At 41.2% G+C, this 21,733-nt stretch carries 17 protein-coding genes and 2 rRNA genes; 8 read left to right on the top strand and 11 right to left on the bottom strand.

Going from position 1 to position 21,733, the window contains the following annotated elements; translation table 11 throughout:
* Nucleotides 1-17: 17 nt before the first annotated feature.
* Together L8106_RS07340 and egtC are read right to left on the bottom strand one after the other, a co-directional pair.
* On the bottom strand, nt 18-1,277 hold the full coding sequence (locus tag L8106_RS07340) for an SUMF1/EgtB/PvdO family nonheme iron enzyme (RefSeq protein WP_009783613.1): 1,260 nt from the start codon (nt 1,275-1,277) through the stop codon (nt 18-20).
* A complete protein-coding gene (gene egtC / locus L8106_RS07335; protein WP_009783612.1) occupies nt 1,252-2,043 on the bottom strand; it encodes an ergothioneine biosynthesis protein EgtC in 792 nt (263 codons plus the stop codon). Before egtC ends, L8106_RS07340 begins: the two co-directional genes overlap by 26 nt.
* A 174-nt stretch (nt 2,044-2,217) precedes the next feature.
* Here egtC and L8106_RS07330 point away from each other — a divergent pair, with 174 nt between their 5' ends.
* Nucleotides 2,218-3,867, top strand: coding sequence for a SpoIID/LytB domain-containing protein (locus L8106_RS07330; protein ID WP_009783611.1), 1,650 nt, complete (start codon nt 2,218-2,220; stop codon nt 3,865-3,867).
* Nucleotides 3,868-4,119: 252 nt separating this feature from the next.
* Here the strand turns inward: L8106_RS07330 and L8106_RS07325 are convergent, their stop codons facing one another.
* Complete coding sequence (locus tag L8106_RS07325; protein ID WP_009783610.1) at nt 4,120-4,410, bottom strand: ferredoxin; 291 nt, start codon at nt 4,408-4,410, stop codon at nt 4,120-4,122.
* Between the two features lie 148 nt (nt 4,411-4,558).
* Nucleotides 4,559-4,852: a ferredoxin gene (locus L8106_RS07320; protein WP_009783609.1), complete on the bottom strand. Its 294-nt coding sequence runs from the start codon at nt 4,850-4,852 to the stop codon at nt 4,559-4,561.
* 512 nt (nt 4,853-5,364) lie between these two features.
* On the opposite strand from L8106_RS07320, the gene L8106_RS07315 reads away from it, so the two are divergent.
* The 3 genes from L8106_RS07315 to L8106_RS07310 all read left to right on the top strand — a co-directional run bounded on the left by L8106_RS07315 (nt 5,365) and on the right by L8106_RS07310 (nt 6,959).
* Nucleotides 5,365-5,709, top strand: a complete 345-nt coding sequence (locus L8106_RS07315; RefSeq protein WP_009783608.1) for a YwiC-like family protein — start codon at nt 5,365-5,367, stop codon at nt 5,707-5,709.
* The gene (locus L8106_RS32820) at nt 5,702-5,851 is read left to right on the top strand and encodes a hypothetical protein (protein ID WP_198012909.1); all 150 of its coding nucleotides are present in this window, start codon (nt 5,702-5,704) and stop codon (nt 5,849-5,851) included. The genes L8106_RS07315 and L8106_RS32820 overlap by 8 nt, the downstream gene beginning before the upstream one ends.
* A 79-nt stretch (nt 5,852-5,930) precedes the next feature.
* Entirely contained in the window at nt 5,931-6,959 is a 1,029-nt protein-coding gene (locus L8106_RS07310) for a Gfo/Idh/MocA family protein (protein WP_009783607.1), read from the top strand.
* Between the two features lie 34 nt (nt 6,960-6,993).
* On the opposite strand, the gene L8106_RS32020 is transcribed toward L8106_RS07310, so the two are convergent.
* The 4 genes from L8106_RS32020 to L8106_RS07295 form a co-directional block, all read right to left on the bottom strand.
* Nucleotides 6,994-7,158 carry a hypothetical protein gene (locus L8106_RS32020; protein ID WP_009783606.1) on the bottom strand — a complete coding sequence of 55 codons (165 nt, stop codon included), beginning with the start codon at nt 7,156-7,158 and terminating at the stop codon, nt 6,994-6,996.
* A 360-nt stretch (nt 7,159-7,518) separates the two neighbouring features.
* Nucleotides 7,519-8,226 (bottom strand): HAD family phosphatase, encoded by a 708-nt coding sequence (locus L8106_RS07305; protein ID WP_009783605.1) that lies wholly within the window; start codon nt 8,224-8,226, stop codon nt 7,519-7,521.
* A gap of 103 nt (nt 8,227-8,329) precedes the next feature.
* Entirely contained in the window at nt 8,330-9,223 is an 894-nt protein-coding gene (locus tag L8106_RS07300) for a class I SAM-dependent methyltransferase (RefSeq protein ID WP_009783604.1), read from the bottom strand.
* Nucleotides 9,224-9,374: 151 nt separating this feature from the next.
* Nucleotides 9,375-9,872: an LOG family protein gene (locus L8106_RS07295; RefSeq protein ID WP_009783603.1), complete on the bottom strand. Its 498-nt coding sequence runs from the start codon at nt 9,870-9,872 to the stop codon at nt 9,375-9,377.
* Nucleotides 9,873-9,999: 127 nt separating this feature from the next.
* On the opposite strand from L8106_RS07295, the gene L8106_RS07290 reads away from it, so the two are divergent.
* Nucleotides 10,000-11,064, top strand: coding sequence for a DUF389 domain-containing protein (locus L8106_RS07290; RefSeq protein WP_050779085.1), 1,065 nt, complete (start codon nt 10,000-10,002; stop codon nt 11,062-11,064).
* A gap of 32 nt (nt 11,065-11,096) precedes the next feature.
* Here L8106_RS07290 and L8106_RS07285 read toward each other — a convergent pair whose 3' ends face one another.
* On the bottom strand, nt 11,097-11,981 hold the full coding sequence (locus tag L8106_RS07285) for a 4-hydroxybenzoate solanesyltransferase (RefSeq protein ID WP_009783601.1): 885 nt from the start codon (nt 11,979-11,981) through the stop codon (nt 11,097-11,099).
* 300 nt (nt 11,982-12,281) lie between these two features.
* Here L8106_RS07285 and L8106_RS07280 point away from each other — a divergent pair, with 300 nt between their 5' ends.
* Nucleotides 12,282-13,919 (top strand): Ppx/GppA phosphatase family protein, encoded by a 1,638-nt coding sequence (locus L8106_RS07280; protein WP_009783600.1) that lies wholly within the window; start codon nt 12,282-12,284, stop codon nt 13,917-13,919.
* A gap of 17 nt (nt 13,920-13,936) precedes the next feature.
* Here L8106_RS07280 and L8106_RS07275 read toward each other — a convergent pair whose 3' ends face one another.
* Both L8106_RS07275 and L8106_RS07270 read right to left on the bottom strand, forming a co-directional pair.
* A complete protein-coding gene (locus L8106_RS07275) occupies nt 13,937-16,213 on the bottom strand; it encodes a glycosyltransferase (protein ID WP_009783599.1) in 2,277 nt (758 codons plus the stop codon).
* Between the two features lie 553 nt (nt 16,214-16,766).
* Nucleotides 16,767-18,617 carry a caspase family protein gene (locus tag L8106_RS07270; protein WP_009783597.1) on the bottom strand — a complete coding sequence of 617 codons (1,851 nt, stop codon included), beginning with the start codon at nt 18,615-18,617 and terminating at the stop codon, nt 16,767-16,769.
* Between the two features lie 847 nt (nt 18,618-19,464).
* Between L8106_RS07270 and L8106_RS07260 the strand changes: the two genes are divergently transcribed.
* Together L8106_RS07260 and L8106_RS07255 are read left to right on the top strand one after the other, a co-directional pair.
* A 16S ribosomal RNA gene (locus L8106_RS07260) occupies nt 19,465-20,954 on the top strand.
* Nucleotides 20,955-21,204: 250 nt separating this feature from the next.
* Nucleotides 21,205-21,733, top strand: a 23S ribosomal RNA gene (locus L8106_RS07255); the annotation flags it as partial.

Raw genomic sequence — 21,733 nt, 5'->3', positions numbered from 1 at the left:
TACAAATTGATTTTTGATTAAAATTCACCCTGACTTACACAACGAAAACCTGCTAGTATTTCTCGAACTCCGGGATGATACCAATTGCGAAAACTACACCGCATCGCCCAAGGACGAGTTGCCCAACTTCCTCCTTTTAAAACCCGATGTTGGTAATCAAAATAACTCTGAGAATATCCAACATAGGGATAATGTTGAAATTTTGAATATCCCGCAAACCAACTGTCTGTCCACTCCCAAACATTCCCTAATAAATCACGCACTCCGTAAGCACTTTCTCCTTGAATATAAGCATTCACAGAGGTTGTTCCTTGTTGCATTCTTTCGCCGTCATTACAATTACATCGGTTAGAATTTGGAAGTTCTTCTCCCCAAGGATAAGTCAGTTTACTTTGAGTTTCTTCATCCCAACTGGCGGCTTTTTCCCATTCTGCTTCTGTCGGTAAACGTTTTCCAACAAAGTTACAATATGCTTCGGCTTCGTACCAGCTTACCCCACAAACAGGATGATCATCAAAGATCGGATCATCTAACCAATATAACGGTTTAGAAACTGGATTTTGTTGTAACCATTGCCATCCTAGAGTTGACCAAAATTCGCGGTTTTGATATCCTCCCGCTTGGATAAATATGCGATATTGACCACAGGTAACAGGATAACGATCAATCCAATAGGTGTCTAAAGAAAGACGATGTAAAGGTTTTTCATTATCCATAGCCTCGACTGAGTTGTTCCCCATCTCAAACTCACCTGCGGGAATTTTTAATGTTTGGGGAGAATGAGAGATTTTAGAAGAAGAATGAGAGATTTGTTGTTGATTTTTTGAATTTTTTAGACGATGTAACTGCAAAACAAAAGCAATCGTTTCACTGTGTTGGCTTTCGTGTTGTAAAATAAACCGCCATAACCTTTCTTGTTCTTCAATCGGGGCAGTATTAAGACAATGCCAAACTTCACTACGAACCGCCTCTAAATAACAATTAATCGTCGATATAGACGGTAATTGAATCCGTTCATTTTTCGGTAAACCATCAGCCCGAAATAGTTGATCATATTCGGGAAATAAAGGTTTTAAACCCGCACATTTTTCTAGCAACCAATACGCTTCTGTATAGGCAATATGTCCAAAATGCCAACCAATCGGACTAAAATCAGGATGAGGTTGAGCGCAAAAAGCAGTTTCATCGATATCTTCAAACTGCTTTAAAGTAATTAGACGACAGCGATGTAAGGCATAATGGAGACTATCTTTAACCGAGTTTTTCGATGTGGACATTAAGGTCTTCTCCCACACTAATAATGCTTTGTTCAGGACAAGAATGCCAATTCCCCGGAAACAAAGGTTCCGAAGCAATAATCACAGATTCGGGGAATTTTGGATCGTTTTGCAGCCAATATAAACTGGGTGGAATCCCTGCAATTGAAAACCGAGAAGCCACCATTTGCTGCCCGTCACAGATTATCACATTTACCAATGCTTTGACATCTGCTAATTCAGCAAGTTCTTTGATGATCATTAATGTTGTGTGTAATGCCGTTGTCAGTGTCGGTTGAGTGGCGGAAGTCAGTTCATTAATGAGTAACCCAAAAATATGTTCTGAGTCAGTTGTTCCTTCAATATTCTGGTAAACTGAATCTCGGAGACGGTTGCGAATCAGTCGATAGAGACTGGTGCGAAATTCTTTGATGTAGCCATTGTGAACAAATAACAAGCGTTCAAACTGAAAGGGTTGACAGTTGCTTAAATTAACCGCTTGACCTGGGGTTGCACTGCGAACATAAGCTAAAATACGTTTGGACTCAATATAACGATTGAGACTATCAAGGTTGAGATCGCTCCAAGCCGGTAGAATATTTTTGTAGGTAAACGGATCAGTTTGTTGAGTGGGATGATACCAACCCAACCCAAAGCCATCGGCATTCAGTAAAGCTTCTTCCATTTCACGAGGTTGATAGCTCTGAACAATCAAAGAATGGGGCGGATCGGATAAAATTTGCTTGAGAGGAATTGTAGAGCCAATATAGCCAAGTAAACGACACATAGAGTTGTCAAAACTTTCAAAGCTTCTATTTTACCAGCCCTCTTACTCAATTTTTCTATATTGATGGAGTTGGGGGGAGAAATTGAATAACGGCTAGGGAGTATGTCAAAATGCTTGATGGTTGCCTGCGATCGCTTTAATACTAACGTTTAGATCTCACTGGAATTGACCTTAATGATTATTCCAACCTCAAGCTTTACATCTCGTCGAGTTCGTCAACACCGCTTCTCATTGTCTCAGTTCACTTTGATCTCTGTGTCTCAGGTGATCGCTTCCATCTGTATTCTTTTTGGAGTGACATCGGTTCGGGCGAATGCTGAAGATGAATTTAACCCCATTTTGGAAGTCGGAGTTGTTCAGCAGTTTGGTAAAAAAACAACCGACACGCTAATTCTCAAAGCTAAACCCGACGATCATCTGATTTTGCGGTTTCAGTCGCCTGAGGGCGAGAAAGTTCTCCATACCCTCAGCGTTGTTCTCAAAATAGAAACCCAACCCCTACCGGAACCGTTTGTTGATGAACGGATTATTCTCAGTAGTCATCGTAGCTATGAAACAGCCGAAGAGTCAGCCCAAAAATGGCGGGAAATGGGGATTGAAGTTGAACTCGCTCAACCCGATTTGTGGCAAGTTTGGGCGAAACGGAGTGTTTATAATACGCCTTTATTGCGACGTTGGTTGCTCGAAAGTCTCAAAGCCCAAGGACATCAAAAAGTTCGTTTACAAACTCAAGTTCTCAAGCAGCAGCGAATTCCCTATTGGGTATTGGGTGGCTATCGCTACAACCGCCATGAACTTCTCTTGAGTGCGACTCAGAATGTGATTGAGGTTCACAAAAGTAGTAAAGATCCGCAACCGATGAGTTATGGGGGAAGTTTGGAACTGCAACCGGATGCTTATGGAACTCATACTTTGGTGAATCATGTTCCCCTAGAAACTTATTTACGAGGTGTGGTTCCTCACGAAATGGGAGCTTGGCCCCCAGATGCTTCTATTGAGGCTCAAGCGATTTTATCGAGAACTTATGCTCTGAGAAATTTACGACGCTTTGAGGCTGATAACTATGAAATCTGTGCAAATACCGATTGTCAGGTTTATAAAGGACTAACTGAAGTTTACCCGTCTACTGATCGAGCAATTTCGGTGACTGAGGGATTGGTACTGACTTACAATAATGAGTTGGCTGATGCGGTTTATTTTTCGTCTAGTGGGGGAGTCACTGCCAATTTCCATGATATTTGGAATGGGCCTAAACGTTCTTACCTGCGTTCGGTGGTTGATTCACCCGGTCAAGTTTGGGATTTATCGGCTAAGAGTTTAGCCTCGGAACAGAATTTTCGACGGTTTATGAGTTTGAAAAAAGGGTTTAATGAGGAGGGTTGGGCCGATTTTCGCTGGCGAGAAGCAACCAGTTTAAAGGCGATGACAGCTCATCTTAAGTATTATTTGGAACGCAAGTATAATATTAAACCAAATTTCAAGACGATTAAACAAGTAAAAGTAACGCAGCGATCGCCGTCTGGACGAATTCTACAAATGGAAGTTCAAACGGATCAGGAGATCATCAAAATTGAAAAGGATGAAATTCAAAATGCGTTCTGGCCGCCCGTGAGTACCTTATTCTATCTTGATCCGATTTACGATCAAGATCAAAAGCTTGATGGTTATGTCTTTATCGGAGGTGGGTTTGGTCATGGTGTGGGTTTGAGCCAAACGGGATCGTACAAACTCTCTGAGTTAGGCTGGTCGAGCGCACGAATTCTTGAATTTTATTTTCCGGGTACTGAGCTTAAACGTCTGAGTGAATCGATTATTTTTTGGTAACCATTACAGATGATTGAGAAGCACACAAGAGTAATTAGGGACTAGGTTAGAATAAAACAGAGTTCTAATCAGATTTTTAAATCTTCTCAACGATTCGTCGAGTTGATTGAAATCTAACCTAGTCCCCAAGTCTAGCTCCTTCAGTGGGGAGATAGAGGGCAGGTTTTTCGTAACTTATGGGATTTCAGTGACCAGTTATGGCTGTAACTGGTTGCTATTTTCTGTTTACTGATAATTATTCCCATATCCCGCCTACATATTATCTTCTTGGTGAGTGGTGATCGTGCAGTCTGAACTCGGATAAGCAACACAAGTCAGAACTAATCCGGCTTCGATTTGATCATCATCTAAGAAAGACTGATCAGATTGGTCAACCGTACCAGATTCAATTTTACCTGCACAAGTCGAACAAGCACCTGCACGACAAGAGAAGGGCAAATCTAAGCCGAGTTCTTCTGCTTGATCGAGAATATAAATATCATCAGGAACATCAATGGTTTGTTCCCCATCCGGCATTTTCAGTGTAACTTTATAGCTTGCCATGTTACTGTCCTCTTTAAATTTGAATTAGAGTTTGATCCAGTCTCACACAAAAACCTAGTCATTCTCAGACTTGGTACTTGGAGTGAAGACTTTTGTCTGATCTAGATATTCTCACAATTAGTGAGCAACCTCTAGATTTGTAACGGATTTAGTACAGTGCTTCTTCTTGGTGAGTGGTGATCGTGCAGTCTGAACTCGGATAAGCAACGCAAGTTAGAACATATCCGGCTTCGATTTGATCATCATCTAAGAAAGACTGATCGGATTGGTCAACCGTACCGGATTCAATTTTACCTGCACAAGTCGAACAAGCACCCGCACGACAAGAAAAAGGCAGTTCTAAGCCCTGTTCTTCCGCTTCATCCAAAATATACTTGTCATCAGGGACTTCGATTGTTTGTTCTCCGTCAGGAGTTTTCAAGGTTACGTTGTAGCTTGCCATGTGATTTTCCTCTTTGAGGTTGAATGATCAGAAAGTATAAGCTTACCTTATGCAAAAACGAAGGGATGATTAACCTTCATGGTGGTACTTCAGACTTTCTTTATCTTTTGATATTAAGGGAAAAAACCAACCTTGTACAACGAATTTTGACGAGAGTTTGAATGGTTTTTATTATAAATTTTTCTAATTACATCCTAATTGCTTATATCTGACTCTCTAAAAACCAAAGTTAGATCACGTCTCTAACGGCTTAAAGATTCATCCAGAGTCAGTTTTGACACAAAATTGACTGACTGATTTACTTTTTTGTCCTCATTGACTTTTTTTTCAACTCAGCTTTTTTATTAAATATACTCAAGTAAAAATACTTATTAATGATAATAGTTCCTAATTACTTTTGATAAATACCTAAATTAAGTCTGATTTTCAGTAAACATAGATACTTTATTATAAATAATCCTCTTTTTTTATTGAAAATAAGTTGCAATAAGTGAATAACTTACTCTCAAACCATGACAGTATCAACCCTTGAATCGACTCCTGTTCAGCAGCAAAAACGAGTGAAGCCCAACTTACAAGCCTGGTATCGCCCGACTGTATCTCCAGAACAAGGCATTTTGTTAATTTTATTTGGATCAGTCGTCACCGGATCCGCTTTAGCCCAACACTGGACAAGTTCAACCACCCTAGCCCTCATCTGTACCTTTTTTGCTCTACAAGCCGAATATCCCCTGATTCTACAAATTAAACAACGACGCAGTTGGAAGCCCCGCTTTTTAGTCTGGAGCGGAATATATGGAATCATTGCACTATCTATCTCTGGTCACAGCCTTAGCATTTGCTGTCGCCTTGTTTGAATTTCTTCTGGTCTGTTGGCGGTTTGAGTGGTATCGCACCACTAAATTTCATCATGTTGCACTATTTGAAACCCGATGCGCCTTGATGTATATTGCGATCGCAGCGATTAGTGTTCTTCCGGCTCATTTACCCCCGTCGTGATCTTCTGTGAACCCATCTATCGAAAATCCCGACAAAGCGAGACAATAAGACTGCGGAAGTATAGAACAACAATTTTTTTATGGTGCCCAGTGATCTCTCATCTTATACTCCCAGTACCACACCCATTAGAGTCGGTATTGTCGGAACGGGATACGCCGCTCAAACCCGAGCAGAAACGTTAAAGTCAGATTGGCGATCGCAACTGGTGACGCTTACAGGTCATACTTCTGATAAAACCAAAGCCATTTGTCAACGGTTTAATGTAGAAGCCTCTGCAAGTTGGGAAGAACTGGTGAAACGTGAAGATGTAGACTTAGTGGTGATTGCCACAGTTAACCGTGATCACGGCAAAATTGTCCAAGCGGCTTTGGAAAATCATAAACACGTCATTGTTGAATATCCCCTGAGTTTAGATCCAACTGAAGCCCAAAACCTGATCACTCTCGCCCAACAGCAAAACAAAATGCTACACGTCGAACATATTGAACTGTTGGGAGGGTTGCATAATGCGATCAAAAAATCAATTGGCGATATTGGTCAAGTGTTTTATGCTCGTTATATTACGATCAGTCCTAAACATCCTGCTCCTGATAAATGGACTTATCAACACTCGCTGTTTGGGTTTCCCTTTTCTGGGGCGCTTTCTCGTTTAAATCGTTTAACAGATTTGTTTGGTTTAGTACAAACGGTTCACTGTCAAAGCCGCTTTTGGAATCAGCCCACAGAAGAACAAACTGATCATTATAAAGCGTGTTTGTGTACTGCTCAACTTCAGTTTCAAAATGGAGTTTTGGCTGAGGCGGTTTATGGAAAAGGGGAAACATTTTGGCAAAGCGAAAATACATTTACCCTGTATGGTGAGAATGGAACGTTAGTTTTTACTCCACAGCAAGGTCAACTGATTCAAGGGGAGAGTTCACAAAAGATTGAAGTCGAGAGTCGTCGGGGATTATTTGCTAAGGATACTCAAATTGTATTGGAGCATCTGTTACATCATACTCCCCTCTACATGACGGCTTCTGAGAGTGCTTACACCCTAAAAGTTGCGGATGCGGCTAAACAATCAGCCCAAATAGGTAAAGTTGTAGTTGTAGAAAGTTTGAACTGAAAGGAGTCTAATAATTGTCAAATGACGCCAGGGATTAAAAAGCGAGTTTGATGGCATTGACTACTAACGAGACTTTGGGAGCAGTATTGAGAACTTGAGTGAGTTGATTGTAATATTTGATCAGTAGAATATTGCTGGTTGCTCGAACTCGTGCGATGTAGTAAAGTGTTGAAAAAGATATTGATTTCCCAGGTGGCATGGTAACAGGTTTCTCCGATGTGATGAATTTCTAGGATCTAACCTAAGAGGAAAATATCAGAGAAAAAATAAAATTATGCCACTGTGTTGATTGGTTTTTGGGTGGTGTGACTGCCAGCAATTCAAGCTTTGAGTAAGGCGATGGTGACTCACATAGCGCTACGCGCTAGGGAACAGGGAACACCGGAACAGGGAACACCGGATCAGTAGACTGTGAAGGAGTTTTAGGGTTTATAAATGTCAAACACGTATTCGCGTACTGCTATATCTGTTGAATCTTCATTGAGGCGGAGGCATGAGTTTAGGGGACAGATGGGAAATTGTCATAAGACAAAATAATTGATCTCAAGCGGTCACAGGTTTAGGCGACTTCTAACTCATAACTGTGTCGAACTCGATCTAGCTCAAGATCAGAGAAATGATCAACAGACCAATTGGCTATACGTTGGAGCATATGTAATGGATAGGTATGAGCCACTCCAACAACTGCTATTTTTGCTTCTTGAGCAGCATGAATTCCGGGTAATGTATCTTCGATCGCTAAACATTCAGACGGATGTAAGTTAAGTTCGGGGTATTGTTGATTGAGTCGCTCAATGGCGAATAAGTAACCTTCGGGATCGGGTTTACTGGTTGTAATGTCATCTCCGGCAACAATCACAGAAAAATATTCGGCAATATTAGCCCGATTTAAGATTAATTCAATCTCTGATCGGACTGCTCCGCTAACAACCGCCATTTTTAACTCAGCCGCGTGAATTTTGCAAACAAACTCTTGAACTCCTGAATAAATGGGTAATTCTTCTAAAGCTTCCATTTGTTGACAATAAGCTTGAGTTTTGCGTTGAATTAACTGTTCAAGATACTCATCGGTTACAACTCGTCCTCGATGAGTGAGTAATTCTCTCAAACTAATGCGATCGCTACGTCCCAAACAAAATTGTTTAAATTCTTCAGGTTTAGCCCGTAAGTTTTCTTCAATCAGCAACTGTTCAATCAGTCGCTCGTGAAGGGGTTCATCATTAATAATAATACCATTGAAGTCAAATAAAATTGCTTTGAGAGTCATATAAAGTGGGATCTAGAAATTCACAGCAGATTAGCGTTGGAGTGAGAAAAAAGGAAAAATCCTCAATTTCTCACCTAAACCGCAAAGTAACTTTAATCTGAAGTTAAGCGGGTGCTGGTAGTCCAGCAGAACTATCAATTTCGGGTTTATTGTAACTTACCCGAGTCTGAGAACGGGTAGATGTTGAGGTATTTTTAACAATAGGTTTAATTCCCTGGCTAATTTGATGAACCCACCACCAGTCATCGGTTTGGACTTGAGCAAATCCGGCTTGAGTCATCCAAGCATTAAGACTTGCCGCAGCATAAGCTTTAATGTAAGGCTCCTCAAAAATTTCTGTCAACCATTCGTTCTGACGTAAGGTTTGCTGATTTCCATCTAAAACGATCATTTCCCCTCCGACTCGCAATAGCCTAAAACTTTCCTGAGTAATGGTTTGAGCGACATCTGGCGGGGTTTCATGGAACAACAGAGACGCACTGACGAGATCAAAAGACCCATCGGGGAAGCCTGTATCCTCAGCGTTAGCGTGGTGAAACTGAATCTCTAATCCCGCTTTTTTGGCTTTGAGTTCAGCAACCACTAACATATAAGGGGATAAATCTATACCAATCACCTCAGCTTCGGGAAAGGCTTGCTTCAAGCGTAATGTTGTTGAACCTGTACCACATCCTAAGTCTAAAATTTGTCGAGGTTTGACTCGAATTCGATCAATTAATCCTTGTCGAACAATCGGTTCGGTGGGAGGTAAAACGTATTGAGTGATCGGATCATAGGAAACAGGGGCTTCTGAGTTGAGATATCCGCCTTTTATCCCGTGGAAATTTTGAGAATGGTAATAGTCTGGATAGGTTAAACGAGGGTTGGTGAGGCGAGTGCTTTCTTCCTCCCAATTGATGCTCTGTTTAAATTGTTTTAGGGCTTCTTGATCAACCAGAACGTTTCCGAAAAGGGGAAGGAGAAACTGTTGAAAAATTGTATCTTGACGAACTGACATGGGAATGAGTTTGAGGTTACGTTAATAACGATTGGCTTTGATTTCCTAAGTTAACCGATTTTGGCGATGATTGCTTTGGGAGGATGACTAAGATTGTGAAGTTAGTCCATTGATTGGGATATCGGTCATTTCTTGATCCTTTCAAAGATCATCAAAATTGTGAGGAGAGACAATCAATCACCGTCTCGATTGCTTCTTGGGGGGTTTCTACTCGATAAACTTGATCGGGAGATAAGCTTTTGAAAAAGACTTGACTGGCTTGATTTTGATTGAGCAGAATGACGGTTTTATGTTCTTTAATAGCGAGGGCAATTTCTGAAGCTGTTCCTGCACCCATTCCGCAGCCAATCACAATATCACTAGAGAGAATGTTAATCATATTTCGAGCATTTCCTAAATTAGTAAAAATAGCAATATCAACGGCTTCAGACATTCCCGAGGAATTCGATCCTGGTAAAATTCCTAAAGTCAAACCCTGGGCTGATTTGGCGCCTTGACTAGCGGCTTCCATTACGCCTACATTTCGCCCTCCTGTCAAAAGAGTCCATCCGTTTTGAGCAATGAGTTGACCGAGTTGATAGGCATTTTTTAGATCCAAAGTCGTTGCACTATTACCTGGCCCCATGACACCAATGATTATTTTTTTCATGGTAAAATAAATATTGATTATCCTTTAGAAAGTTGGAAAGAATCTCAGAACCGAGAAAATATCCTTTATTCTATTTATATCTTCTTCTTTGCTCTTTTTCACCTCTCCTGTTACCCCTTCTAAAATTATGCCTAAAATCTCTACGGCTAAAATCTCTGCACCTGCCATTATTCAAATGCGTCAAGACTTAATGGCAGACTCGGAACTGAATTTTAACTTTATGGTTTTGGTTCTTACCTCCTGTTTAATCGCTACATTTGGATTACTGAGTAACAGTACAGGTGTGATTATTGGGGCGATGTTAGTTGCGCCTTTAATGTTACCTTTGAGAGGACTTGCTTTTGGGGCTTTAGAGGGTGATCCAGATTTATTTCGTCGCAGTTTTATCTCTTTAATTGCAGCAACGGGAGTCGCTCTGTGTTTATCCATTTTTTTAGGACGTGTAACAGGGTTTCAAAACTTTGGAAGTGAGGTAATCGCTCGAACTCAGCCGACTCTAATTGACTTAGGTGTAGCGATTGTTGCTGGAGGATTAAGTGGTTTTTCTAAGGTTCGACAAGGAATTAATGATGCGGTAGCCGGAACTGCTATTGCTGTTGCTTTAATGCCTCCTTTGTGTGTAATTGGATTGACATTATCTCAAGGGCTTTGGAATGAAAGTTATGGTGCTTTTTTACTGTATTTTACAAACCTGTTAGGAATTACTCTGGCCTGTATGATTGTGTTTATTGTGGCAGGCTATACTCGAGTTAATGTCGCTTTAGGTTGGGCAATTTTGTTAACGGGAATCCTATTTTTTCCGTTGGGCTTAAGTTTGATTCGATTAATCATTCAAGGTCAAGTGGAATATAATCTCACACGGATGTTCAAAAAAAATACACTCACAGGTCAACGAGTTGAACTACTAGAAACAGATATGCTGTGGACAAGAAAGCCCGTCTCTGTTTATCTAAAAGTTCGTTCAAAAGAACCCATTACTCCCAAACAAGTCCGTTTAGTTCAAGAGTTTTTGGGTAAAAAAATGAAACGAAATTTTGAACTGATTGTGCTTGTAGATGCGATTACAGAAGTCAGAGCCGAAGCAGACCCATTCTATATGCGAAAGCCTGAGAAAAAAGATAAAGTGACCAAAACGATGACGAATCAAGATCTCAAAAAAGTTCGCATTCTTAAGCGTAAAGCCAAACCTTAACGTTTTGAAACGCCCTTGGAATTGACTTGACTCTAAAGTAAAGTTCCACTGATCATTCCGGCTAATAAAATGAAACCCACCCAGACATTCTGACGAAAGATTTCACCATAGACAGGTTTGGGAATTTCGGGTTTTCGTAACTGGCGATATTGTTGAATCCAAATTCCAACTGCGATCGCCAGACTCATCCCATATTCCCAATGTAATTCCATTTTAATTCCCAGAACAGCAAGTAAGATCACCGTACTCAAGAAGAAAATACCCACCGCATTAGCCGCTTGATCTCCAAAAAATAACGCACTAGAATTAACCCCCATGCGTTTGTCATCTTCGCGATCACTCATCGCATAAACTGTATCAAATCCCAAAGTCCAAACCACAGTAGCCCCCCAAAGTAACCAAGTCACAGGTTCTAAGTGTGCAACAGCAGCAGTCCAACTAATTAAGACAGCAAAACCCCAAGCGATAGATAAGACTAATTGGGGAACCGGAAAAAACCGCTTGGCAAGGGGATAGCAAATGATTACAGGAACGGCAGCGACACACAGCCAAAAACTCAAAGAATTGAGGTAAAAGGCTAATCCCGCAGCACAAGCAAAGGCTACAAAAGCCACAGCAATACCTGTTTTTACCGTTAAGGCACGGGAAGCCAGGGGACGGGTGCGAGTTCGTTCGACTTCAGGATCAATATCGCGATCCCATAAATCATTCACCACACATCCGGCGGCGCTAGTCGCAACACTTCCGAAGATAATCACCAAAACTAAAAGCCAAGGCGGTGTCGCATCAGAGGCCAAAAATACCGCCCAAAGTGCCGGAATCATTAAAATTAGGCGTCCGGCGGGCTTATCCCATCTTAATAATCGAATGATCTGGATTAATGTTGATTCGGGTTGGGGTTCAGATTGAATCAGCATTGGAATGACTTTGAATTTGTACTGAGTTTTCAGCTTTTATTCTATAGTTTCTTGCTGAGGCTGTCATCGATAATCACCAATTGAATTTTGATAGCGATTGGTTGACATTCAGCAGCCTTGATCCAATCTCTAAGAATTTCAGTTGCAATTGAGTCAGTAAGTCACGAACTGAAATGCAGTCTTTGATTAAAAAAGCTGATCGGATTTGAGTGATCATCTCTATCGATAAAAAAAAACGGGTTTTCGTTCGGGTTGATTGTATGAGATGATTGAGAGAATGGATGCTAAAATTTAAGTTTCATGGTTAATTCAGTTCCTAACGTTAAAGTTTCTTATGCTTCTAACAGTCAAGATCGAATTCTTGCTGCTATTGATCTTGGGACAAACTCTTTTCATATGGTAATTGTAAAAATTGATCCGACATTGCCAAGTTTTACGATTATTGCCCGCGATAAAGAAATGGTTCGGCTGGGTGATTGTGAACCCAAAGGACGTTTAAAGAAAGAAGTAGTAGAACGAGGAATTATTTGTTTGCGTCGCTTTCAAGAATTGGCAAAAACCTATAATGCTGAACAAATTGTTGCAGTAGCAACCAGTGCAGTTCGAGAAGCACCAAATGGTCGAGATTTTATCAAGCAGGTTTCTGATGAGTTGAATTTAGAAATTAGTTTAATCTCAGGTCAAGAAGAAGCTCGGCGGATTTATCTGGGTGTTTTATCTGCAATGGAGTTCAACAATCAGCCTCATATTATTATTGATATTGGAGGCGGATCGACAGAGTTAATTTTAGGAGAAGGACGAGAACCTCTATTTTTAAGTAGTACGAAAGTCGGTGCAGTTCGTCTCACTCAAGAGTATGTGAAAAGTGATCCTGTTAGTCGGAGTGAGTTTTTATATTTACAAGCTTATATTCGCGGAATATTAGAGCGTACAGTTGATGAACTGGCTTTGAATCTTAAAAGTAAAGAATTACCTCGTTTAGTGGGAACATCAGGAACAATTGAAACTTTAGCCGTGATTAATGCTCGGGAAAAATTAGGAACAGAACCCACACCTTTAACGGGCTATGAATTGAAACTCAGTGATTTACAAGATCTCGTCAATCGCTTTCGGAAAATGTCTTATTCTGAACGGTTAGAAATTCCGGGTATTTCTGATAAACGAGCCGAGATTATTTTAGCAGGTGCTTTGATTTTACAAGAAGCCATGACGCTGCTTAATCTTGATTGTTTAACTGTTTGTGAACGGAGTCTTCGAGAAGGGGTGATTGTGGATTGGATGTTAACCCATGGATTAATTGAAGATCGACTCCGTTATGGAAGTTCAATTCGTCAGCGAAGTATTCTGAAAATTGCTCAAAAGTATCAGGTGAATTTGAATCATGGTGAACGGGTTGCAGCTTTTGCGTTAAATTTATTTGACCAAACTAAATCTATTCTTCACCATTGGGAACCAGAAGAACGAGAATTATTATGGGCGGCGGGAATTCTACACAACTGCGGTTTGAATATTAGTCATTCCGCTCATCATAAGCATTCTTATTACTTGATTCGACATAGTGAACTACTAGGTTATACAGAAACAGAAATTGAAACGATAGCTAATTTAGCTCGTTATCATCGTAAAAGTCAGCCCAAGAAAAAACACGAAAATTATCAAAATCTTCCGAAACGATATCGCCAAATTGTTGATCAATTAAGTCCTTTGTTGAGGTTGGCTGTAGCTTTAGATCGACGTCAAATCGGAGCAGTAGCGCAGGTAAGTTGTCAATGTCATTGGGAAGCAGAAGAATTTCATTTAAGGCTGAAACCTGCTGATTCCAAAGATGATTGTGCTTTGGAGTTATGGAGTTTAGACCTCAAAAAAGAAGCATTTGAAGCTGAGTACAAATTGAAAGTGATTGCATTTTTAGAGTCATCTATGGGAGTTGTTCAATGATTTTGGGAGTTGATTAATTAGAATTTTAATTTCTTTGCTTTTGTAAATTTTCGGCGATAACTCTGCACAAGTGGGGGATTTAATAACGTTTTTAGAACCAAAAATAGTGAATATAGTTCGCCAGGTGTTTCTCGCTCTTTCCATTGACCGGGCTGACAAAAGAGCATTGTAATTAATTGCCGATATTGGGAAAGCGTAATGTGTTTAAATTTCACTTTTAAGGTTGGAAATGAATCGATGAAAGTGTAATTAGTCATTTCTGCTGTTAGTTTTAATCCTTCATCTACGATATGTAGCTTAACTGGAAAACCCTGATGAGAACTGAGGAAATTGTTGGGTTGAATTGGACTACTCAATTTTTGAGTGAGTTGAATTTCTGCTTCCACTTCAGAGATTTTAGTTGTAATTCCCCATAAAGTTTGATCGCCGAGTTTTAAACGAACAATGCGTCGAAGATCAAAGCCATCGTAAAGATCTGATTTGGGAGTATCAATTAAAGCTAAAAGTGCGACTCCAATACTCAATAAATTGTATACAGTCCAGATTAAACCTAAGTCAAAAGCATCTTGAGTAAATTCAGCAACTTCAGCAGTAATTGGTACTGTTCCCCAAATTCTTAAAATTCTTAAAAGCCCGATTAATGTTGCGATAAATAGTAAAATTAAAGGCCAGCCAAGAGTCCAATTAAATGAAAATCGTTGACTGGAAATTCCTTTTTGAGTGACTTGAAATTTATGCTTGAATGGGTTCAGCATGACTAGAAAAACACTTAAAGACAAAGGAAAACAGAGAACAGTTTTATAAATTTCTGAAATAATCACAGAACGACTGCGTTCATTCAGCCATCTAAAAACAATGATTTGAACCCAATAACAGGGGATAAAGAAATACAACCATTCTTCTACTGTAGCTTGAATCGGAAGAACACCTAAAAAAGCATAAGCTAATGGCATTAAAAAGAAATAAGGATAAGCCCAAACACTTAACCAATTAACTAAGCCTTCTAAATGTGCTAATCTTTGAGACAGTTTTAAACCAGGAATAGTTAGAGGATTAGAATTAATGAAAAAGGCTTGTAAAGTTCCTCGTCCCCATCGTTTTCGTTGTACAAAATAGTTTGTTATATCCTCAGCCGCTAAACCTGCACTTAATTTTTCTCTCAAATAAACTAACTGATAACCTTGAGCCGATAAACGAATTCCTGTAAAATAATCTTCACTGATTGATTCAGTTACAAATCCCCCAATTTCTTCGAGGGCTTTCCGCCTCATCACAAATGATGTCCCTGCACAAACGGTACTATTTACTCCATCTTTGAGTAGCTCAATATGTCGATAAAATTCTTCATCATCGGATATTAAAACTTTTTCTAAGCCTAAGTTTTTTGCTATCGGATCAGGGTTATAAAAGCTTTGTGGTGTTTGCACAAGAGCTACTTTTTTATTCTGAAAAAAGCCAATTGTTCGATCAAGAAAGTTACGGGTTGGAATAAAATCAGCATCAAAAACGACAATTAATTCACCACTTGTTAGGGGTAGTGCATGATTTAAATTGCCTGCTTTAGCATGAGAGTTTTCAGATCTAGCGATATAATTGCATCCTAATTCTTGAGCTAGTTGTTTGACTTCCAAACGTTGACTATCATCGAGTAGATAGACTTTTTTGTTAGGATAGTCTATAGCTTGACAGCCAATAATTGTTCGTTTTACAATTGATGTTGACTCCTGATAAGTTGGAATTAAAATATCTACTGTAGGTAAAAATTTTCCTTCGCGAACATTGATTTCCATTTGATTGGCTTGTTGACTCCGATCTTTCATTTTCAAGACTAACCAGAGTCGGATACCACCTGAAATCCAGATTAATACTTCGAGGAAAAGTAGTCCTAAACTAAACGTTCCGTTCATCGGATCGCTTAAATTTAAGGTGGATAAAGTTCGCCATAAAATATAACGAATTATTAAAGCTAATACAATAGCGATGATAATTGTTCGCGACCATAACTTCGGTTTAGGAGACAGTTTGATAATCGTAAAAACCGTTGTTACGAATACAATAGTGGGTAATAATAGATATTTCTGATTAATTTCTGGAGGTTGTATCCAAAAAGGAGGATTTTGTTGTCCTAGATCAATGTAAGCAAAAAACTGGCTAATATTTTCTTCCCCAAAAAACCATCCGCCCGTAATCACAGCAAATAAAGTGATAGTCGTTAATAAGACTAATGTAGCTGTGTGAGGACGACTGGTAAACCATAGGGCTATTTTCAGGCGTTGCTTACTTTCAGATATCATAGTTTGAAAACTCCTGAATTGTATGAGTGTGTGTATTAAGCAAAGTTAGCATTCTACTAGCTAAGGGTTTTTACATGAAAATAACTTGCTCGCTCGACTCCTCTGTTACATTATTTAACATTTTTCTGAAAATTTGATGAGAGATTTGTTTTCTTCGGGAGTCGGACACTATTGATCGAAATCTTGTGTTAACCCGAGAAATCAGAATTTTTTGTCAATTACTCTCGATTAATATTGAAGATTAAACTTCAGATTTGTGAAAAATTGACAAGTTGAAGCTGAGAATTGACTGAAAGTTTTGGTTGCCTTTAATAAAACAAATAGGATAGGCATTACCTATCCCATGATTTTCCACTAATTTTTCTAGATTGCTATCTGATTTGATCTTCATTTCATGCGCTGATCACCAGGATTTATGTTGAGGTCAGGGCTAGTATTCCTGATTTATCTTTGATAACAATCAATCGAGTCGATACATATATTTTTTCTTATCTATTGTGATCATCCCAGCAACCGTAAGTTTGGACGAGCTTCACCCCCAACTCAACAATTGTCAATTGTTTTGGTCATTATTGTTCGCTTTTAGCTGAGTTTGCCAGTTCGCAATCGCTTTTTGAGCAGCATCATAGGAAGATGTATTCGTAGGAACTAACTTAGCAGCTTGAATTGCACTCTCAAACTGTTTATTTTGAGCGCGAGACTGAGCAATCGTTAAAATCTCGGCACTCCATTGAGCAATTAATTGTTGAGCTTGTGGGTAACTAATTTCGTCAGATTGAATTTTACGCAACTCCGTAATCCCATTATTATAAGACGAAGCTTGTCCAGGTTTAATCCCTGCTTGTGCAGCTTTTACCGGAGCAAAACTCTTTTCAATCTCTTGTTGTTTCTGTTCCCATTTTTGAATTTGGAGTTGCGCCTGTTCATAAATTGGGCGACTGCTTTGAGGTATCAGTTTAGCCGCAGCCAGTGCATCGGAAAAATTCTCTGCTTTTGCTCGTCCCTCAGCAATATCTAAAATCGTTTGGCCCCAGCGTTCTATATTTTCTTGAGCGGTGGGATAAAAAGGATCTTGTGGAGGAATCTGACTAGCTATAGTAATTGCATTACTAAAGCTAGATGCCGAAGCACTTTGTAAAGAAGCTTTGGAACGCTCTAGTAAGACTTCACTGTTAGCTTGCGGTGTTTGAGTTGTTTCGTTGTTAGTTGAGGTTGAATTTGAGTTGGGTTCTGATCCGGAGGTAGATGATGAATCTTCAACTAATTCTATGGGAGCAGTTGAGACAGGCTCTGCTGTGTTTTGACCGAGAAAAATAGATCTATTTGTGTAGAACACACCGAGTAGCAATAAAAGGGCGGTGGCTCCACTCCAGAGAATAAGCTGTTGTAAAAACGATCTGTCCGACATAGTTTCTTGTGTAGAATTTTGTTGAGCCGGGGAGTCGATTTGAGTTTGATTCGAGGACTGATGAGCTTTTTGGGTTGGCGTTTTTTGATTGGAAGACTTTTTAGACTTTTGATTAGTGTGATTTTGACCAAGCTTTAAAGGAATATTGACTTGGTTATCAGTTGTTTTCGGTCTAACTCCATTATTTTTGTGTTCTGGAGATGAGTTAATCCAATTATTTCCATTATGACTTGCCATTGCTGCGGTCGCGGGAAGTTGCTCTGGTAAAAGGGTTTGATCAATTTTACCTGCGGGATTGAGGATGAAAACTGGATTTTGTTTGGGTCGCAGATGTTGATCAGTTAACAGGGGTAAATAATCACTGAGGAAATGACATAAGTTTTGAATGGTTTTGCATTGTCCTGAGTTTAGTCCTTCTAAAATTGCTGCGGTAAAGAATCCATGACGCAGAGCGGAGGTTTCCCGAGAGACTTGATCGGGTTGACAGGATAGTAGAGTGGGTATTGCCATTTGATTAGCTAACTCCATTGTCGCTGCTCCAACCGTATTCCCAGCACGCGCTCCTTGGCTACGGTTGATATCAAGCAAAACCAGAAGTTCTGATGTGGGAGCTTCTTTGAGGTTTTCAAAGAGGAACTTTAAAGGTATTCCTGTCGCTTCTATATCAGCGGGATTACCGTTAATGGGCATGAGGTAATCTTGGCCTTCATAGGTTAGACCATAGCCACTAAAGAAACACCAAAGCTGATCACCTGAACGCAGCTGTTCTTTACACATGGCCTCAATCCAATCCTTGAGGTTCTCACGATTAGGATATGTTGGAATTCCCCACACCTCTGATGAAGTGTCGCTCATCAATAAGCTTTTGTCGGGTGAAAATCCTCCTCTTTCTACGAGGAAGCTCTGTAGAGCCTCAGCATCTCTCTGTGCATAGCTGAGGGGTTGTAGATACTGATACTGGTTAATGCCGATTGTGATGCAAGCGTGATGTTTCATAGAAAATCTCGCTGGATACCCATCCCTGTTGAGAGGGCGGGAGGAAAGCGAGGCGAGATGGGTATTTCGCTTTCCAAAGGACAATTAGAAACAGGTACTGATGAGAAAAAACAGAGTTTAAAGAGAGTCCGAACTAGAGAAGGATTCAGAACCTTACACCTGGGTTTGGTGTTCAGGGGGCTAGTCAGGACTGCCATTATGAAAAGTGGGTTTCAACAGGCTCTACTACTTTATCGGTAGGGTTCCTGACTGCTGGCACCTATAGGTATAGGTTTGATTCTCTGAAAAAACGATAACACACTCAATAGGCGGACTCTCTCTCTTGTCTATATATATAGAACTAGGGTATTGGCTCTGAGTACCCGTTCTCAAGAATTAGGACTGTTGGCTTTGGGGAGGAGTCAAAGAAGAATGTACTCACAACAGGAGAGTGAACTGTTTTAGAAGAGAGCCTTGGGACTGGGCCGTTAGACAATTACAAAAGTGAAAGAGATCGCTCTCCAACAAATAACAAGGGACTGCAATCGCTTAAACTCCCTCTGGCTCTAAGATTCATCTTTCGGTTAGCCCAATCAAAAAAAAAGTTTAGGAAAAGGGTTGACAATCCCAGAAGAGTCAGCTACATTAGTAAATGCGCTCGAGAAACAGACAACTGCTTCCGACGCGCCCGAACCTAGATAACAAAAGAGTTTGAAAGCCTAAGCACAGTTCCTTGAACATATTCTTTTGAGGACTTTTAGGAAACTAAGAGTCATCTAAATTACACAAACAAAGAAACTAGCCAGAGAGGAAAAGCGACTCATTATTATTATAGTGAGCAAGCTAACTCAACTCAAGTGGTGAAATCAACACGGAGAGTTTGATCCTGGCTCAGGATGAACGCTGGCGGTCTGCTTAACACATGCAAGTCGAACGGACTCTTCGGAGTTAGTGGCGGACGGGTGAGTAACGCGTGAGAATCTGCCTCTAGAACGGGGACAACAGAGGGAAACTTCTGCTAATCCCGGATGAGCCGAAAGGTCAAAGATTTATCGTCTAGAGATGAGCTCGCGTCTGATTAGCTAGTTGGTAAGGTAAAAGCTTACCAAGGCGACGATCAGTAGCTGGTCTGAGAGGATGATCAGCCACACTGGGACTGAGACACGGCCCAGACTCCTACGGGAGGCAGCAGTGGGGAATTTTCCGCAATGGGCGCAAGCCTGACGGAGCAAGACCGCGTGGGGGAGGAAAAGCCTTTGGGTTGTAAACCCCTTTTCTCAGGGAAGAAGAAAGTGACGGTACCTGAGGAATCAGCCTCGGCTAACTCCGTGCCAGCAGCCGCGGTAATACGGAGGAGGCAAGCGTTATCCGGAATGATTGGGCGTAAAGCGTTCGTAGGTGGCAATTCAAGTCTGCTGTCAAAGACAGTAGCTCAACTACTGCAAGGCAGTGGAAACTGAATAGCTAGAGTGCGGTAGGGGCAGAGGGAATTCCCGGTGTAGCGGTGAAATGCGTAGAGATCGGGAAGAACACCGGTGGCGAAAGCGCTCTGCTGGGCCGCAACTGACACTGAGGGACGAAAGCTAGGGGAGCGAATGGGATTAGATACCCCAGTAGTCCTAGCTGTAAACGATGGAAACTAGGTGTTGCCTGTATCGACCCAGGCAGTGCCGTAGCTAACGCGTTAAGTTTCCCGCCTGGGGAGTACGCACGCAAGTGTGAAACTCAAAGGAATTGACGGGGGCCCGCACAAGCGGTGGAGTATGTGGTTTAATTCGATGCAACGCGAAGAACCTTACCAGGGCTTGACATGTCCGGAATTCTGGGGAAACTCGGAAGTGCCTTCGGGAACCGGAACACAGGTGGTGCATGGCTGTCGTCAGCTCGTGTCGTGAGATGTTGGGTTAAGTCCCGCAACGAGCGCAACCCTCGTTTTTAGTTGCCATCATTAAGTTGGGCACTCTAGAGAGACTGCCGGTGACAAACCGGAGGAAGGTGGGGATGACGTCAAGTCATCATGCCCCTTACGTCCTGGGCTACACACGTACTACAATGGTAAGGACAAAGGGCAGCCACTTCGCGAGGAGGAGCTAATCCCGTAAACCTTGCCTCAGTTCAGATTGCAGGCTGCAACTCGCCTGCATGAAGGAGGAATCGCTAGTAATCGCAGGTCAGCATACTGCGGTGAATCCGTTCCCGGGCCTTGTACACACCGCCCGTCACACCATGGAAGTTAACCATGCCCGAAGTCATTACTCTAACCTTTCGAGGAGGAGGGTGCCGAAGGCAGGGTTGATGACTGGGGTGAAGTCGTAACAAGGTAGCCGTACCGGAAGGTGTGGCTGGATCACCTCCTTTATAGGGAGACCTAACTTTAGTCGAGCCAACCCCAATATTAATAGGCAGGCTAAGGTCATCCTAGGTCGGTCAAGGAATCAAGCATTAACAGGCTTTCAAACTCTCGGTTCGGTATTAAAAAAATATAGTACAGCACCTAGAAGTCGTAAAAAAGGCTATAGGATGCTGGACGAAAGTTCAGTCAGAACCTAGAAAACTGCATAGAGAATCAGAAAAAAGGTAGAACCGTAACAGACAACTAAGTCAAAGTGGTCAAGCTACAAAGAGCTAACGGTGGATCCCTAGGCACACAGAGGCGAAGAAGGACGTGGCGACCGACGAAACGCTCCGAGGAGCTGGAAGCAAGCAGAGATCCGGAGGTATCCGAATAGGGCAACCTATAAACTACTCGCTGAATCCATAGGCGAGTGAGAGCGAACCCAGCGAACTGAAACATCTTAGTAGCTGGAGGAAAAGAAAGCAAAAGCGATTTCCTAAGTAGTGGTGAGCGAAAGGGAAACAGCCTAAACCTTCTGTTTTTACAGAGGGGGTAGTGGGACAGCATCAAAGGATTGTAGAGGTTAAACGAAGCAGTTGAAAACTGCACCAGAGAAGGTGAAAGTCCTGTAGTTGAAAACTAAAGCAACCGAGCTGTATCCCGAGTAGCACGGAGCCCGTGAAAGTCCGTGTGAATCCGCCTCGACCACGAGGAATGCTAAATACTCCTGTGTGACCGATAGAGAACCAGTACCGTGAGGGAAAGGTGAAAGAACCCCGGGAGGGGAGTGAAATAGAACCTG

Source organism: Lyngbya sp. PCC 8106 (assembly GCF_000169095.1).
Taxonomy (GTDB): Bacteria; Cyanobacteriota; Cyanobacteriia; order Cyanobacteriales; family Microcoleaceae; genus Capilliphycus.
This window is presented reverse-complemented; position numbering and strand designations above follow the sequence as displayed.